This is a genomic window from Gordonia sp. CPCC 205515 (assembly GCF_048537925.1).
GTDB lineage: Bacteria > Actinomycetota > Actinomycetes > Mycobacteriales > Mycobacteriaceae > Gordonia.
The window spans coordinates 53,474-70,011 of the sequence record NZ_JBCLVJ010000005.1; the positions used below are offsets into that span (position 1 = coordinate 53,474).

General features: G+C 67.3%; 16 protein-coding genes. 7 read left to right on the forward strand and 9 right to left on the reverse strand.

The window, feature by feature from the left end:
• Positions 1-74: 74 nt before the first annotated feature.
• Positions 75-971, forward strand: coding sequence for an alpha/beta hydrolase (locus AAFP30_RS07600; protein ID WP_419229265.1), 897 nt, complete (start codon positions 75-77; stop codon positions 969-971).
• Positions 972-981: 10 nt separating this feature from the next.
• On the opposite strand, the gene rfbB is transcribed toward AAFP30_RS07600, so the two are convergent.
• Positions 982-1,986 carry a dTDP-glucose 4,6-dehydratase gene (rfbB, locus tag AAFP30_RS07605; protein WP_419229266.1) on the reverse strand — a complete coding sequence of 335 codons (1,005 nt, stop codon included), beginning with the start codon at positions 1,984-1,986 and terminating at the stop codon, positions 982-984.
• A 71-nt stretch (positions 1,987-2,057) separates the two neighbouring features.
• Between rfbB and rfbA the strand changes: the two genes are divergently transcribed.
• Both rfbA and AAFP30_RS07615 read left to right on the forward strand, forming a co-directional pair.
• The gene (gene rfbA, locus AAFP30_RS07610; RefSeq protein WP_419229267.1) at positions 2,058-2,933 is read left to right on the forward strand and encodes a glucose-1-phosphate thymidylyltransferase RfbA; all 876 of its coding nucleotides are present in this window, start codon (positions 2,058-2,060) and stop codon (positions 2,931-2,933) included.
• Between the two features lie 11 nt (positions 2,934-2,944).
• Positions 2,945-3,583, forward strand: a complete 639-nt coding sequence (locus AAFP30_RS07615) for a dTDP-4-dehydrorhamnose 3,5-epimerase family protein (RefSeq protein ID WP_419229268.1) — start codon at positions 2,945-2,947, stop codon at positions 3,581-3,583.
• Here the strand turns inward: AAFP30_RS07615 and AAFP30_RS07620 are convergent.
• The 5 genes from AAFP30_RS07620 to AAFP30_RS07640 all read right to left on the reverse strand — a co-directional run bounded on the left by AAFP30_RS07620 (position 3,552) and on the right by AAFP30_RS07640 (position 7,017).
• Complete coding sequence (locus tag AAFP30_RS07620; RefSeq protein ID WP_419229269.1) at positions 3,552-4,325, reverse strand: ABC transporter permease; 774 nt, start codon at positions 4,323-4,325, stop codon at positions 3,552-3,554. The two genes, AAFP30_RS07615 and AAFP30_RS07620, sit on opposite strands and share 32 nt — an antisense overlap.
• Positions 4,326-4,340: 15 nt before the next feature.
• On the reverse strand, positions 4,341-5,276 hold the full coding sequence (locus tag AAFP30_RS07625) for an ATP-binding cassette domain-containing protein (RefSeq protein ID WP_419229270.1): 936 nt from the start codon (positions 5,274-5,276) through the stop codon (positions 4,341-4,343).
• A 96-nt stretch (positions 5,277-5,372) separates the two neighbouring features.
• Positions 5,373-5,912, reverse strand: a complete 540-nt coding sequence (locus AAFP30_RS07630) for an EXLDI protein (RefSeq protein ID WP_419229271.1) — start codon at positions 5,910-5,912, stop codon at positions 5,373-5,375.
• A 48-nt stretch (positions 5,913-5,960) separates the two neighbouring features.
• Positions 5,961-6,311: a DUF2304 domain-containing protein gene (locus tag AAFP30_RS07635; RefSeq protein ID WP_419229272.1), complete on the reverse strand. Its 351-nt coding sequence runs from the start codon at positions 6,309-6,311 to the stop codon at positions 5,961-5,963.
• A gap of 4 nt (positions 6,312-6,315) precedes the next feature.
• Positions 6,316-7,017 carry a glycosyltransferase family 2 protein gene (locus AAFP30_RS07640; protein ID WP_419229273.1) on the reverse strand — a complete coding sequence of 234 codons (702 nt, stop codon included), beginning with the start codon at positions 7,015-7,017 and terminating at the stop codon, positions 6,316-6,318.
• Between the two features lie 50 nt (positions 7,018-7,067).
• On the opposite strand from AAFP30_RS07640, the gene AAFP30_RS07645 reads away from it, so the two are divergent.
• A complete protein-coding gene (locus AAFP30_RS07645) occupies positions 7,068-7,937 on the forward strand; it encodes a glycosyltransferase family 2 protein (RefSeq protein WP_419229274.1) in 870 nt (289 codons plus the stop codon).
• Here the strand turns inward: AAFP30_RS07645 and AAFP30_RS07650 are convergent.
• Both AAFP30_RS07650 and AAFP30_RS07655 read right to left on the reverse strand, forming a co-directional pair.
• A complete protein-coding gene (locus tag AAFP30_RS07650; protein ID WP_419229275.1) occupies positions 7,880-9,121 on the reverse strand; it encodes a lipopolysaccharide biosynthesis protein in 1,242 nt (413 codons plus the stop codon). The two genes, AAFP30_RS07645 and AAFP30_RS07650, sit on opposite strands and share 58 nt — an antisense overlap.
• A gap of 17 nt (positions 9,122-9,138) precedes the next feature.
• Positions 9,139-10,494 carry a M1 family metallopeptidase gene (locus tag AAFP30_RS07655; RefSeq protein ID WP_419229276.1) on the reverse strand — a complete coding sequence of 452 codons (1,356 nt, stop codon included), beginning with the start codon at positions 10,492-10,494 and terminating at the stop codon, positions 9,139-9,141.
• 182 nt (positions 10,495-10,676) lie between these two features.
• Here AAFP30_RS07655 and AAFP30_RS07660 point away from each other — a divergent pair, with 182 nt between their 5' ends.
• On the forward strand, positions 10,677-11,102 hold the full coding sequence (locus tag AAFP30_RS07660) for a DoxX family protein (protein WP_419229277.1): 426 nt from the start codon (positions 10,677-10,679) through the stop codon (positions 11,100-11,102).
• 19 nt (positions 11,103-11,121) lie between these two features.
• Here AAFP30_RS07660 and AAFP30_RS07665 read toward each other — a convergent pair whose 3' ends face one another.
• On the reverse strand, positions 11,122-15,003 hold the full coding sequence (locus tag AAFP30_RS07665) for a Pls/PosA family non-ribosomal peptide synthetase (RefSeq protein WP_419229278.1): 3,882 nt from the start codon (positions 15,001-15,003) through the stop codon (positions 11,122-11,124).
• Positions 15,004-15,209: 206 nt separating this feature from the next.
• Between AAFP30_RS07665 and AAFP30_RS07670 the strand changes: the two genes are divergently transcribed.
• Positions 15,210-16,184: an alpha/beta hydrolase gene (locus AAFP30_RS07670; RefSeq protein ID WP_419229279.1), complete on the forward strand. Its 975-nt coding sequence runs from the start codon at positions 15,210-15,212 to the stop codon at positions 16,182-16,184.
• 46 nt (positions 16,185-16,230) lie between these two features.
• Positions 16,231-16,530 carry a YidH family protein gene (locus AAFP30_RS07675; protein ID WP_419229468.1) on the forward strand — a complete coding sequence of 100 codons (300 nt, stop codon included), beginning with the start codon at positions 16,231-16,233 and terminating at the stop codon, positions 16,528-16,530.
• Positions 16,531-16,538: the final 8 nt, after the last annotated feature.

Consider the following 16,538-nt stretch of genomic DNA (forward strand, 5'->3'; position numbering starts at 1 on the left):
GTTGCTGTGTGTTGTCGGTCGCACGCACTGGGGATACTGTGCGCAGAGGTGGTCGGGCGAGCGGAAGGTGACGGGTGGCACGAAGGAACGTGCAGTTCAGGTCGGGAAAGCAGTGGTGTCGCGGCTGGTTGTACCTGCCCGACGAGGACGCACCCCGTCCGCCGATCATCGTGATGGCCCACGGACTGGGCGCGGTCATCCAGATGAGGCTCGACGCCTTCGCCGACCGGTTCTGCGACGCCGGATACGCCTGCCTGGTGTTCGACTACCGCCACTTCGGAGACAGCGACGGGACGCCACGGCAACTGCTCTCCATCCGCCGCCAGCTCGACGACTGGGCAGCGGCCATCGCGCACGCCCGCACGCTCGACGACGTCGACACCGGCCGCGTTGTGCTGTGGGGATCGTCGTTCGGTGGCGGGCACGTGATGGTCGCCGGGGCGCGCGACCCGAAGGTGGCGGCGGTCATCGCGCAGTGCCCGTTCACCAGCGGTACCGCCTCGACACTTGCGCTCGATCCCATTTCGGCGGCGAAGGTGACCGCGCGCGGGATCGCCGATCTCGCCGGATCGGTGATCGGGCGGAAACCCGTGACCGTCGAACTCGCCGGCCGCGCGCACGACGCCGCCCTGATGACCGCGCCGGACGCGGTCGACGGCTACCTACCGCTGGTGCCCGAGGACTACGACTTCACCAACGCGGTCGCCGCGCGCGTCGGACTGTCGATCCCGCTGCACCACCCCGGCCGGTCGCTGACGCAGATCACCTGCCCGGTGCTGGTGTGCGTCTGCGACCATGACACCGTCGCGCCACCCCGGCCGACCGTGCGCTACGCGCGCAACGGCCCGACAACGCAGCTGATCCGCTACCCGCTGGGCCACTTCGACATCTACGTCGGGGATGCGTTCGAGGAGGTCGTCGCCGACCAGGTGGACTTCCTGGACCGCGCGGTGCCGCTGGCGGGCTTCTGAGGCCGACGCGTCAGCCGACGACCTGTTCGGTGGACGCGTACTTCTGCTCCACGCCGTCTTTGGCGGCCTGCCACCAGTCGGTGTGCTCGCGGTACCAGTCGATGGTGGCCGATAGTCCGGAGCGGAAGTCCAGATACTGTGGCTGCCAGCCCAATTCAGTGCGGAGGCGGGTGGAGTCGATGGCGTAGCGGCGGTCGTGGCCGGGGCGGTCGGTGACGAAGTCGAAGGCGTCGGCGGGTTGGCCGAGCAGTTCCAGGATGGACTCGACGACGGTGCGGTTGTCGACTTCGCCGTCGGCGCCGATGAGGTAGGTTTCGCCGATCTGACCGCGGTCGATGATGGCCCAGACGGCGTCGTTGTGGTCGTCGACGTGAATCCAGTCGCGGACGTTGCGGCCGTCGCCGTAGAGGCGGGGGCGGACGCCGGAGAGCACGTTGGTGATCTGCCGGGGGATGAACTTTTCGACGTGCTGATACGGGCCGTAGTTGTTGGAGCAGTTGGAGATGGTCGCCTGCACGCCGAAGGAGCGGACCCAGGCGCGCACCAGGAGGTCGCTGCCGGCTTTGGTGGAGGAGTACGGGCTCGACGGGTTGTAGGCGGTCGCCTCGGTGAAGCGGGCGGGGTCGTCGAGGTCGAGGTCGCCGTAGACCTCGTCGGTGCTGATGTGGTGGTAGCGCACGTCGTGGCGGCGGACGGCTTCCAGGAGGCTGTAGGTGCCGATCAGGTTGGTGTGGATGAACGACGATGGGTCCGAGAGGGAATTGTCGTTGTGCGATTCGGCGGCGAAATGCACCACCAGGTCGGTGTCGCCGACGAGTTCGTCGATCAGGCTGCTGTCGGCGATGTCGCCCTTGACGAAGGTGATCGCGTCGAGGACCGGGGTCAGGGTGGCGGGGTTGGCGGCGTAGGTGAGTTTGTCGACGACGGTGATCTCGGCGTCGGGTCGCCGGGCCAGGGTGCGCAGCACGAAGTTGGCGCCGATGAACCCGGCACCTCCGGTGACCAGAACCCGCATGCCCCGCTCCTTTCGTTTCTCGGACACCTTACCGGGGGAGTCCGACGTGAACATGCCCTAGTCTGTGACCCATGCGCGGCATCATTCTGGCCGGTGGGACGGGCACCCGGCTGCACCCGATCACCCAGGGCGTCAGTAAGCAATTGGTTCCCGTCTACGACAAACCGATGATCTATTACCCCCTGTCCACGCTGATGCTGGCCGGTATCCGCGACATCCTGATCATCACCACCCCCGCCGACAGCGCCGCGTTCCAGGGGCTGCTGGGATCGGGCGAGCAGTTCGGTATCAACCTGTCGTACAAGACCCAGCCGTCCCCGGACGGACTGGCGCAGGCGTTCGTCCTCGGCGCCGAGCACATCGGCGACGACTCGGTGGCGCTGGTGCTGGGCGACAACATCTTCTACGGGCCCGGTCTGGGTACCCAGTTGCAGGGGTTCGAGGACGTCGACGGCGGCGCCATCTTCGCGTACTGGGTGGCCGACCCGACGGCCTACGGCGTGGTGGATTTCGACGAGAACGGGACTGCGGTGTCGTTGGAGGAGAAACCCGCGCATCCGTCGTCGAACTTCGCGGTACCCGGTCTGTATTTCTACGACAACGAGGTCGTGGAGATCGCGCGGAACCTGAAACCCAGTGCGCGGGGCGAATACGAGATCACCGACGTCAACGCCCACTACCTCGACCGCGGCAAGCTCGCCGTCAAGGTCTTGCCGCGCGGTACCGCGTGGCTCGACACCGGTACCTTCGACTCGTTGCTCGACGCCGGTAACTTTGTGCGGACCGTCGAGCAGCGTCAGGGCCTCAAGATCGCGGTGCCCGAAGAGATCGCCTGGCGCCGGGGTTTCATCAGCGATGACGAATTGCGTTCCCGGGCGGAGAAACTCCGCAAGTCCGGGTACGGCGACTACCTCCTCGAACTACTGGCCCGCGGCCGGTACGCCTGAAAGGTGCACGAATGAAGTTGCGGCCGTTGACCATCGGCGGAGCCTGGGAGATCACCCCGGTACAGCACGGCGATTCGCGTGGACTGTTCGCCGAGGTGTTCAAGGGTGACCTGCTCGCCGAGGCCATCGGGCACCGCCTGGACCTCGCGCAGGTCAACCTGTCGGTATCGGCGGCCGGCGTGCTGCGCGGTGTCCACTTCGCCGATGTCCCACCCGGCCAGGCGAAGTACGTGACCTGCCCGTCCGGGGCCATCCTCGACGTCATCGTCGACATCCGGGTCGGCTCACCGACGTTCGGCACCTACGACACAGTCCTGCTCGACGACACCGACCGTCGTGCCGTGTACCTGTCCGAAGGGCTCGGCCACGCCTTCTGCTCACTCGCCGACGGCTCCACGGTCACCTACCTCTGCTCCACCGGCTACAACCCTTCGGGTGAACACGGCATCAATCCTCTCGACCCCGAACTCGGGATCGTCTGGCCGACCACCGCCCGCGACGGCAGCACGTTGAACTATGAACTCTCCGAGAAGGATACGTCCGCACCCGGACTACTCGAAGCCCGCGACTCCGGTCTGCTACCCACCTACGACGACGTGACCGCCTACCTGCGCGAGCTCAACTCACCACCGACCGCCGAAAAGCCCTGATGGCCCACACATATCCGCCGATCGCGAACACCGCACACCAGCCCACGGCCCACGGCCAGCTGCCGGTATCCCCACCCATCAGCAGGCCGCGGATGGTGTTGGCGATGGGCGTGAAGGGCTGATACTCAGCGAACTGCCGGACGCCGGTGGGCATGCTGTCGGTCGGTACCAGGCCGCTGCCGAGGTAGGGCAGCAGCAGAAACGGCAGCGGCATGTTGCTCGCGCTCTCGGCGCTCCGGGCGATGACTCCCATCGCGACGGCGACCCAGATCATCCCGACCATCATGAAGAGTAGGAGTCCCAGGGCAGCAAGCCAATCCGACAAACCCGCGGTGGGCCGGAAGGCCATTGCGAAGGCTGCGGCGAGCAGCACGATCAGCCCGATGATGCCCTGGATGATCGCGCCGACGACATGTCCGGTGAGGATGGCGGTTGGGGGAGTGGCCATCGACCGTAGTCGGTTGATGAACCCGCTCGTCACATCTTGATTGACCGCCACCGACACCGACACGGTGAGGAACGCCGGCACGAACAGCAGGAGACCTGGTGTCAGGTAGTCGATGTAGCTGCCGCCCGGCAGCGCGGCGCCGAGCGCGCCGCCGAAGAAGTAGTTCATCATCAGCAGCACCACCACCGGCATGACGATGATGGAGAAGATCATGGTGGGATAGCGTTGCAGCCGAACGAGATTACGATGGACCATGGTCGCCGAATCGGCGACGGTATAGGCGAGCGTGGACATGGGGTTCTCCTTGGGTCAGGCCGCGGCGCGGCCGGTGAGGGCGAGAAAGACGTCGTCGAGACCGGGGGTGTGGACCGAGAGTGCCGTTGCGGTGATGCCCGTGTCATCCAGGGTGGTGAGGACCGAACGCAGGTCGTCGATACCGGCGGTTCCCGGGATGGATATCGCAAACGCGTCGGATTCTGTTGTGGCGGAGGTGAAGACAGAACGAGCGCGATCGAACTCGGCCTCGTCGCCGAACTCGAGACGGATGTGCGCTCCGGGTATCCGGCGCTTGAGTTCGGCAGCGGTACCCTCGGCGACGATGCGTCCCCGGTCGAGGACCGCGATGTGATCGGCCAGCTGGTCGGCCTCCTCCAGATACTGGGTGGTCAGAAAGACCGTGGTACCGCCGGCGATCAAGCCGCGCACCGCATCCCACACCGCGTGCCGCGACCGCGGATCGAGTCCGGTGGTGGGTTCGTCTAGGAAGATGATCGACGGACGTCCGACCAGCGTCATCGCGAGATCGAGGCGTCGGGTCATGCCGCCCGAATACTCGCCCACGCGGCGGTCCGCCGCATCCGTGAGATCGAAGTCGGTCAGCAGGCCCTCCACCCGTTCGCGCGCTTGCGCTTTCGGTAGATGAAGCAGCCGGGCAACCAGGTGCAGGTTCTCCCGGCCGGTGAGTTGGGTGTCGACCGCCGCGAACTGGCCCGTGACCCCGATCGAGGCGCACACCGAATCTCGTTGGTTCACCGGATCGTAACCGGCCACTCGGATGTCGCCCGCGTCGGCGACAGACAGAGTCGACAGAATGCGGACGACCGTCGTCTTGCCCGCGCCATTCGGACCGAGCAGCGCGTACACGGACCCGGCGGGCACGGTGATGTCGATGCCGTCTAGCACGGTGTGCTCACCGAAGGATTTACGGAGGCCGACGACGGAGATCGCCGGAACGGGTTGAGGCATGGCAGATTCCCTTCATATAAAGACATGCGCATGTATGCATGTTTAGGTAGACACACGCCCCGGGCGGGCGGTGTCAGATGAGTCCCGGTCGGTGACTTACACGTCTAGGTCATCGATGTCGGGTTGTTGTGCGGCGGCGGCGATGTCATAGAACCGCTGCGGTACCGCGTCTTTCAGTTGCTCGAGGGAGTCGACGACCTCGACGGTGTAGGTGCCCCATTCAGGCAGCTCGGCACTGAAAAGACTGCGCATGCTGGGGATCCCGGTGAAGTCCTTGAGCCAGTTCCCCGTCTTGGTCGGGCGTTCATGGTAGGTCGACCAATCCACGAAATGCGTGCCCAAGACGTACTTTCCGCTGCGTCCCTCGTACACGCGGCGATCGGTGGGGTTCCCGGTGTCGCCGTCGTATTCGACGTCGGCGGCCAACAGTCGTCCGAAGAATCGTTTTCGCCGTACGCCGTTCGGGCCCTCGCGGAGGACCACCTCGTCGTACCCGGCATCGCGGTAGTCGGCGGCACGCACGTAGGCGCGCAATGCATCGATGATCGCCCCCGACAGATTGCCGCCCGACACCTCTTGCGCGCGGGCCAGCAGCCCGACGTCATCGTCGGAGACGTAGATGGTCTTGTTGGGCATGCGTTCACTATATGTAGACGTATACGTAGACGCAACCCTTCGACAAGCTCAGGGGTCGGTGGGGTGGTTCTCCGACTTCGCATTCTGCAACGCGATCGCGCGTGCCAGGCGTGCGTACCGAATCTCCAACTCGCGGAAGCGGAGATAGGTCGAGACGGTGGTGAAGGCGAACGCGATCACGAGGAGGAACAGCACCAGGTCGAGGCCGCGCTGGATGCCGAGTTTGTTGGCCACCCAGGTCACGTCGTCCTGGCGGAACATGGCGTACGCGCCGAATACGATGAACGCCACGAACAACAACTTCACGCCCGCCGAGGCGCGCGCGGTGCCGCGGTTGGCGATGAAGAACCCGACGAGCGCCAGGATGCCGATGACGGCCAGGATCTGGAACCAGATCATCGACTCACTTCCTCATCCGGGTGTGCAGCAGGCCGTCGGCGACGATGTTCACCCCGTTGATCAGCGACTGTCCCTTGGCGCGTGAGTAGTCGGTGTACAGGATGGTCACCGGTTGCTCGGCGACCCGCCAATGATGGTGATCGATCAGCGAAATGAACTCCGACGCATGGCCCATGCCGCTGACCATCAGGTCGAGGTCGTCGGCGACGGTCTTGTTGAACGCCCGTAAACCGTTGTGCGCGTCGGTGAGTCCGAGACGTCGTGTGCGTGGACTCAGAAAGACGATGGTGCGCAATGCCATTCGACGAACGACCGGTACCGACTCGCTGCGTCCGTCGGCAAACCGAGTGCCGATGACGATGTCGACCGGCTCGGTCCGCAGCCGCTCCACCATGACCACCACGTCCTCGACCCGATGCTGTCCGTCGGCGTCGAAGGTGACGAAGTACTTCGCGCCCGGCTGCGCCCGCGCGTACTCGACACCGGTCTGGATCGCCGCCCCCTGCCCGAGATTCACCGGATGCCGCACCAGGTGCACACCCGCCGCGGCGATCTCGGCGGCCGACTCGTCGCGGCTGCCGTCGTCGACGCACACGATGTTGGGAAACGTCTTCTTCGCGGTGGCGGCCACCTCGCGGATCACCGTCGCCTCGTTGAACACGGGTACCACCAGCCAGACATCGTCGTTGGTGGCGGGCGCGGTCATGCCGGTAACCCTATCGGAGCCATGAGCTGGCATGTCCTACCCTGGGTCGCGTGCCGATCGACGTGATGATGCCGTTCTATGGCGACGTCGCACAGTTCCGGCAGGCCGTCACCAGCGTCCTCGACCAGCGCGACGGCGACCTCCGGCTCGTCGTCGTCGACGACTGCTATCCCGATCCCGAACCCCGCGAATGGCTGGCATCACTGACCGACCCGCGGGTGCACTACCGGCGCAACGAGACCAATCTCGGGGTCAACGGCAACTTTCGGCGCTGCGTCGAGCTGGTCGAGGCCGACCACTTCGTCGTCATGGGCTGCGACGACGTCATGTTGCCCGACTACCTCGCGACGGTCCGCCGGCTGGCCGCCGCACACCCGGACGCCGCGGTGATTGCGCCGGGCGTCGAGGTCATCGACGACCACGACCGCATCGTCACCCCGCTGGGCGACCGGATCAAGACGTTCCTGACGCCGAAGGCCGACTCTGCGAAGCCCGCGATCCTGACCGGCGAAGCCCTGGCGACCAGCCTCTACCACGGCAATTGGACCTACTTCCCGTCGCTGTTGTGGCGCACCGCCGCGGTCCGCGACGTCGGCTTCCGGCCCGGACTGGAGATCGTGCTGGACCTCGCACTACTGGTCGATCTGGCCGCCGACGGCGGCTCCCTCGTCCACGATCCGACCGTGGTGTTCCGGTATCGCCGGCACGACGCATCGGTCAGCTCGGTGCAGGCCGTCGACGGGCGGCGCTTCGCCGAGGAGAACGCCTTCTTCGCCGACGAGGCCCGACGCTGTGCCGCCCGTGGTTGGCCACGCGCCGCCCGCGCCGCCCGCCTGCATGCGACGTCACGGCTCAACCACGCTCAGACCCGGGCGGTGGCCGCCGTCGGACGACTGCGCAGCACCAAGCCCGCGCCATGAACGGCCATACCGACGATCGGTCCACCGATCAGCGCGATCGCCACCCGGTCCGCGACCCCGAGTGGCAGTAGCAACAGGCCGATCGACGCGAGCGTTGCGATCCACCACCCCGCGGCGTACCAGCGATGGGCGCCGACGGCGATCGCCGCCGCGCCCGTCACCGTGAGCAGCGCGAGCGTGGTCGCGCCGAGCGTGAACCACCCGACGCTGAGCCCGGACAGTCGGAAGTCGGCGCCGAACACCGTGCTCAACAACCACGGACCGATCGCCCAGGCGGCCACCGCGCCCACCACACCGATGGCGCACACCGCGGCCAACGGGGCGGCCAGCGCCGCGATCGGCCGCGCCCGCCCGTCGACGAAGCGCGTGATCAACACCCCCTGAAAACTGTTCAGCGGCACCAACAGTGGCGCCCGCGTCAGCGTGACTGCCAGTACCACCGCACCGACCGTCGCGGTGTCGGCGGCGCGGTGCCCGCTGGTCGCATTGATGAGCACCGGAAAACCCATGACCAACACTGCGCTCGCGGCGGCCGCGGCCATCGCCGTCACTGTGTTGGCAGTGAACCGCCCCGTCGGCACGTCACCCGGTAGGCCCACCGCACGTCGGGCCTCCGGCGAGGCCACCAACAGCAGCATCCACGAGACCGACCCGACGACGGTGATCACCAGGAACGCGACGAGTCCACCGCCGATCAGCAGCGCCAGGACCGCTCCCGCGAGCCGGATCAGCGCATCGACCGACAACAGGATCGCGAACGCGCCCCAGGACACCGACCCGGACAGTGCGCCCGCGAGATGGGCGTACACCGCGAACGACGCAACGCCCACCGACAGCAGCGCCACCGACAGCCATCGGTACTCGGTGAACACGTGCGGACTCCACAGCGGCGACGTCGCCGCGACCAGCGCGCCGAGCACGAGACCGATCGCCATGTTGACCCGCCACGGGTGGGTCGCATCGCGAGGCGCCTCGGCGTCGACCGCCGCCCGTACCGCCCGCGTCGTCTCCTGCAACTGCCCGTTCTGGGCGCCGGTGACCATGCCGTAGGCCGCCCAGAACACGGCGAATACGCCGTAGCCGGCGGCACCGAGGTCGCGGGCGGCGATCAGCAACACCAGATAGCCGGAGGCGGCGGCGATCAACGTCGCGATCGTCACCCGGCCGATCGCCCCGGTGCGCATGTCGGCAGTCCTCTGTCTCAGGAGGGTCCGGGGAACCGCGGCAACTCGGCCCGGAACAGCCACTCATCCCACAGCGGGCCCAGCGACATCGACGAGAAGTTCGCCGCGAGCGCGATGAAGTCCTCGGTGGTCACCGACCCATAGCGGTACTTGTCGGTCCAGCGCCGCAGCAGCGCGAAGAAGTTGCCGTCGCCGATCGTGAGTCGCAGGGCGTGCAGGGTGATCGCACCACGCTTGTAGACCCAGTCGTCGAACATGTGCCGGGCGCCCGGATCGGTGAGCGGGGTGCGCACCGGATGGGCGGCCAGTTTCTCGTAGTAGTGCCGCGCCCACTCGTCGGCGCTGCGGCCGCCGGAGCGCTGGCTCCACAACCATTCGGCGTAGCAGGCGAATCCCTCGTGCAACCAGATGTCGCGCCAGCGGGCGAGCGTCACGGAGTTGCCGAACCACTGATGGGCCAACTCGTGCGCGACGAGGCGTTCCGAGCGTCGGGTGCCGTTGCAATGGTTGGCGCCGAAGGTCGAGAAGCTCTGTGCCTCGAGCGGGATCTCGAGGGAATCGTCGGTGACGACCACGGTGTAGCTGTGGAACGGATACGGCCCGAACATCTCGGTGAAGGCCTCGATCATCTCGAGTTGTCGGCCGAAATCGACGTCGAAGTTCTCCATCAGCCGCTGCGGTAGCACGGCGTTCACCGGAAAGGGCTTGGTGGCCAACGACTTCTTCTTGTACTGCCCGATCTGGATGGACGCCAGATAGGTCGGCATCGGCTCGACCATCTGATACACCCAGGTCGTCTGCGCGGCGCGGGTCCGCTTCGACTCGAGTTCACCATTGGCCAGCGCGTAGTACGGGCTGTCGGTGGTGATCGAGATGCGGTAGGGCGCCTTGGCGGCCGGATGGTCGTCGCACGGGAACCACGACGCCGCGCCATTGGGCTGGTTGGCGACCAGTGCGCCGTCGGACAGCTCTTCCCAGCCGACCTCACCCCACGGCCCGCGGATCGGCCGCGGCGTGCCGAGGTAGCGGATGACGATGGTCATGGCGCCGCCGGGCGGAATCGGACTCGCCGGGGTGATGGTCAGTTTGCGGTTGCGGTGCGAGTAGCGGGCGCGCACATTGTCGACCGTCACCTTGGAGACCGCCATCGTGGACGCCAGATCCAGGCTGAAGCGCTGCAGATGGTTGTACGACGTGGCGGTCAGGGTCGCGGTGCCCGACAAGCGGTTCGCCGACACCTTGTACTCGAGGTCGAGGTCGTAGCGGGTGATGCGGTAGCCGAGGTTGCCGTTATCCGGCAGGTACGGATCCAGGGCATCCGAGGGGGCACCGAGAAGGGGCTGTCGTGGACCTTTGCCCGACTTTCCCGGCACTGATTCTCCTGCTCTGCATCGACGACTTATGCGGCGCGTATGTCCCACCACGGCGGGATGATCTCGCGGACACTTAGGTTACCTGCCACACACGAGGTGCACGCGGCGGCGTGCGCATGAGAGCATCGGTGGGTAAGCGGACTGCGGTCCGGTTGAAGCGGGTCGGGGGAGTGAGGAAAACGATGTTCGGACTACGCAGCGTGGCCTTCTTTGTGGCACGACTGATTCTCGGTTACATCTTCATCATGCATGGCTGGCAGAAGCTGCACACGAACGGAATCGACAACGTGCAGAAGATGTTCGAGGGCATGGGCATACCGGCGCCCGACCTCGCGGCGCAGTACGCCACCTGGGTGGAGTTCGTCGGCGGCATCCTGTTGATCCTGGGCCTGTTCCTGCCGATCGTCTCGGTGCTGCTGATCATCGATATGGTCGGCGCGATCATCTACGCCCACTGGGATCACGGCTTCTGGGGCAGCGACGGCGGTTACGAACTGCCACTGGCCCTCATCGCCGGTCTGTTGGCGGTCGGGTTTGCCGTGTCGGGTCGCGCCGCGGCCGATCACTACATCTTCCGGCGCCGTCGCCGCGACGCCGTCGTCGACTGACCCTTCGAGACGGAGGGGGTCACCCCGCCCACGGCGCAATCGGATTGCCCTGCCAGCGGGTGTGCGCGGGCACCACGTCGCCGCGCATGACCAGCGACGCCGGGCCGACGGTCGCCGACTCGCCGAGCCCGGCCGCCGGCAGCGCCACACAGTGCGGGCCCAGCGTGGCCCCTGCCTCGAGGGTGACGTGGTCCATGGCCATCACGCGGTCGTGGAACAGGTGGGTCTGCACCACGCAGCCACGCTGCACGGTCGCGCCGTCACCGAGGGTCACCAGGTCGGCCTCGGGAAGCCAGTAGGTTTCGCACCAGACGCCCTTGCCGATCCGCGCACCCAGCATCCGCAACCACACGTTGAGGATGGGGGTGCCGGCGGCGGCGTTGGCGAACCACGGGGCGGCGACGGTCTCGACGAAGGCGTCGGAGAGCTCGTTGCGCCACACGAACGAACTCCACAGCGGATGCTCGGACACGTCGATACGTCCGACCACAATCCATTTGGCGGCGGCCGCGATGCAGCACGCCGACGCGCCGGCCACCAGCAGGAGCAGGCCGCTCACCAGGGCGGCGATCCAGTAAGTGGTGTGCTGCGCGACGTATTGCAGACCGATCAGCATGAACAATCCGATCCCGAACGACACCATCACCGGGATCAGCCGCAACGTCTCGACCACGGCACGCGCGACCTTGAGCTTCATCGGCGGATTGAAGGTGCGGGAGGTGTCGGTGGCCGCGGCGGTCCGGCGCAGGCGCACCGGTGGGCTACCCAGCCAACTCGACCCCGATTTCGCCCGGTCCGGGGTGGCCGAGAGCACCGCGACCAGGCTGTTCTTCGGTACCTTGCGTCCCGGTCCGGTCATGCCGGAGTTACCCAGGAAGGAGCGCTTGCCGATCTTCGCCTCGTCGATGTGCAGCCATCCGCCGCCGAGTTCGTACGACGCGACCATCGTGTCGTCGGCGAGGAATGCGCCGTCGCCGATGCTGGTGAACTTCGGCAGCACCAGGGCGGTGGAGATCTCGGTCCCCTTGCCCACGGTCACCCCGAGGATGCGGAACCACCACGGCGTCAGCAGACTCGCGTACAGCGGGAAGAGGTAGGTGCGGGCAGAATCGAGGAGCCGTTCGGTCATCCAGACCTGCCAGCCGGTGCGCGAGCGCACCGGGTAGTAGCCCTTCTCAAGCCGCAGCGAGAGCAGCCGGACCAGGATCGCGGTGATCGCCGCGAAGACGAACAGGCTCACCAGGGTGGCGACCGGCAGCAGCGCGAGGCAGCGCAGGGCGACGCTGCGCAGACGGTCGGCGTGGATCGCCCAGGACCCCATCACCGCGAGACCTGATGCGAGAGCGATCAGCGGGATCGCGGCGAGCAGCATCGACGACACCCCGTAGATCGGGACCCACCAGGGAGCACGCGGGGGTCGGTAGTCGGGCCACGGGTGATCGGCCTTGCCGGACTTGACCGCCGGGGAACCCGCCCAATGCTGACGTGACTTGACCCGACCGATCACCGCCGAACCGGGTGCCACCTCGGCGTCGCGGCCGACGACGGCCCCCGGGAACAGCGTCGAGCGGGCGCCGATCGTCGCGCCGCGTTTGATCACGATCTCCCCGATGTGCACGATGTCGCCGTCGATCCACCAGCCGGCCAGATCGACCTCGGGTTCGATCGACGCGCCTTCGCCGACGGTCAGCAGACCGGTGACCGGCGGGATGGTGTGCAGGTCGACGCCGCGGCCGATCTGCGCACCGAGCGCGCGGGCCAGGTAGATCATCCACGGCGCCCCCGACAGATTCGACGCCCCGCTGGCATCGAGGAGCCGTTCGGCCACCCAGAGCCGTAGATGGGTGCGACCGCCGCGCGGGTAGGTGCCGGGTCGCAGTCCACGCAGCAGCAGGCGGGCGCCGACGGCGGCGATCACCATGCGGCCGGCCGGTGTGATGAAGACGAGGAAGGCGGCTAACAGGATCCACCAGTTGACCGGCACCAGCCAGGGCACGTCGCGGCCCGCGGTGTCGACGACTGCGGCGGCCACGTTGTTGGCCACACCCAGCCACGTCGCCCACTGCAGGCCGGTGAGAGTCGTCAACGGAACCGACAGCAGCAGCTGTGCGAGCCCGGCACTACCCGGCGTCGGGGTGACCGCGCGCGGGACGACCTCGACCGAGGGCGCGCGCTCGTCGAGCATCTCCGCGAGCGACCCGAGGCGCGGATGGTCGTAGAGGTCGGCGACGGTGATCTCCGGATACCGTTGGCGCAGTGCCGTCACCAACTGTGCCGCGGCCAGCGAGCCACCGCCCTCGGCGAAGAAGTCGGCCTTCGGGTCGGTGATGCCGACGCCCAGGACGGCCGTCCACTGCTCGGCCACCCACGATTCGGTCGCGCTGAGGTCGCCGGCGTCCTCGGTACTCCCGACACCCGGCAGCGGCCACGGCAGCGCATTGCGATCGACCTTGCCCGAGGTCCGGGTGGGCAACTCGTCGACGAGGGCCAGTCGGGGCACCATCGGCGCCGGGAGCTGTTCGGACAACAATGCGTGCGCGGCGGCGACATCGAAGTCCGGATTCGTCGACACCAGGTACCCGACCAGCAGGCTGTTGCCCGCGGCAGTTTTGCGGACCGCGGCCGCCGCACCACCGACCCCCGGAAGTTGTTGCAGCGCATTGTCGATCTCGCCCAGTTCGATGCGCCGTCCGCCGACCTTGACCTGGTCGTCGGCGCGGCCCTGGAACAGCAGGCCGGCCGGGTCGAGTCGCACCAGGTCACCACTGCGGTAGGCGCGTTCCCATCCGAGAGTCGGCATGGGCGCATACTTTTCGGCGTCCTTGGCCGGGTCGAGGTAGCGGGCCAGGCCGACACCGCCGATGACCAGTTCGCCGACCTCACCCTCGGCGACGGGGGTGGCGTCGGGTCCGACGACCGCGAGATCCCAACCGGGAAGCGGCAATCCGATGCGAACCGGGCCCGTCCCGTCCATCAAGGCGGCGCAGGCGACCACGGTGGCCTCGGTGGGGCCGTAGGTGTTCCACACCTCGCGGCCGTCGACGGCGAGTCGTTCGGCGAGTTCCGGAGGACAGGCCTCACCGCCGAAGATCAACAGCCGCACCGCTTCCAGCGCCTCCGGCGGCCACAGCGACGCCAGCGTCGGCACCGTCGACACGACGTTGATGTCGCGCTGCACCAGCCACGGCCCGAGGTCCATGCCGCTGCGCACCAGCGACCGCGGTGCCGGCACCAGGCAGGCGCCATTGCGCCACGCGAGCCACATCTCCTCGCACGATGCGTCGAAGGCCACCGACAGGCCGGCCAGCACCCGGTCGCTCGGGCCGAGCGGTTCGTCGAGCAGGAACATCCGGGCCTCGGCGTCGACGAAGGCAGCGGCATTGCGATGACTGACCGCCACCCCCTTCGGTGTGCCGGTGGAACCGGAGGTGAAGATGATCCAGGCGTCGTCGTCGACGGTGGGCCGAGCAGCGCCGACCGCAGTGGTGCCCGCGGCCGGGTCGCCCATCGGCCGGATGCCGTGGGCGTCGACGATGGCGTCGACCTTGGCCTCACCGAACACGAGTTCGGCGCGCTCGTCCGGGTCGTCGGCGTCGACGGGGACATACGCGGCGCCCGCGTACAGCGTCGAGAGGATCGTGACGTACAGGTCACGCGATCCCGATGGCATGCGGATGCCGACACGCCCGCCGCGACCCACTCCCGCAGTAGCGAGGCGTTCGGCTCCCCGACGCACCAGAACGCCGAGCTGTCCGTAACTGAGAGTCTGGTCACCGTCGTCGATCGCAGGGGCGTCCGGATGGCTCGCGATCGTTTCGTCGAGGACGTCGCAGAGCGTGCGCGGGGCGCTGGCCTGCGACGACAGCAGGAATTGAGACGGGATCGGCACTGTCACCACCATCGTTTCGACACGAACGGGAGAATATAGCCCATCAAGTCGACAGATACGTGTGACACGGGTGAACAGTTCGTGGTGCGGATCTCCGTGCCGCTCCGGGGTGAACTTGCGCGCGAAACCCCGCAGATAGGGGACACCGGCGACGTATTCGGGTGTAGTTTTCGCACTGATGTATCTCAGCACGTGTGCGGTGTGAAGGAGGGCTGAGCATGCCGATTGTGCACCATCGCAAAGCGAGTTTTCTGTCCTACCCGCTGTGGCTCGGGTCGCGGCTGTTCCTGCGGCCCACCCTGTCGCTATGGCCGCTGAACCGTCCGGGGATGGCGGGTCTGTTCCTGATCGATCGGCTCATCGCCGTCGGACCGAAGCCGTCCGGGGTGGTCCGCGAGTCCATGACGCTCGCCGACCGGCCGGTCGAGCTGATCATGCCGTCCGGTCCGTCGCGACGCGACGCCGAGACCGCGGTCCTCTACCTACACGGCGGCGCGTTCGTCGTGTGCGGGCTCGGTTCGCACCGATCGATCGCGAGCCGCCTGTCCCGCGCCTGCGAACTCCCGGTGTTCTCCCTCGACTATCGACAACTCCCGAAGGCGGGAGTGGGTGCGTCGGTCGCCGACGCGGTCGCCGCCTACCGCGAACTCATCGAGGAACGTGGGTATCGGCGGGTGATCGTCGCCGGCGACTCGGCCGGTGGGTTCCTGGCCGGCAAGGTCGTCGAGGCCGCTGCTCGTGACGGGTTGCCGCGGCCGGTGGCGCTGCTCGGTTTCTCCCCGCTCCTCGATCTCGACTCCGGCACCCACCCCGATCGGTCGAGTCGGTCCGACGCCTACATCCCGCAACGCAAGATGGCGGCGCTCACCCCGTTGTTCGAGCGTGGGCCGGTGCCGATGTTCGGCGTGCGACGGATCACCGCGCTGGCGGGCCCGGACTTTCCGCCGACCGCGATCATCACCGCCGAGGGCGAGTTCCTCGAGCCCGACGCCATCGATCTGATCGAGCTGCTCGACGCGGCGGGCGTCGACGCGGTCGCGCACAGCTACTCTTGGCAGATACACGCGTTCCCGGTGATGACCGGTAGTCATCCGGAAACCGTGCATTCCATCGAGGTGACCGCCGCGTTCGCAACGCAGGCGATCCGGGAGGCGAAGGACGCTGACGAGCGGAAGGACAAACGAGCCGGCTGAGCCCGGTCCCGACCGGCCGCCCGGGGCGGTCGACGCCCGATTCACGCTGGCTGCGGAACGGACGGTGCTGGCCTGGGTGCGGACTGCCCTCGGTTTCATGGCGTCCGGGGTCGCGGTGGTCTACGTGTCGAAAGACGTCACCCACCCGCTCCTGTCCACCCTCGGCTTGTTGATGGTCGGATTGGGTTGTGCCATCGCGATTCTGGGTGGTCGCCGATATCAGCGCGCGATCACGGCGCTGCGTGATGGCGGCGAGATGCCCGGGCCGTCGCACGTCATGTACCTGATCATTGCGATAGTGGTGCTTGCCATTGCGATCGCCATCGCGCTGGTGGCCGGAACGTGAGGATGTAA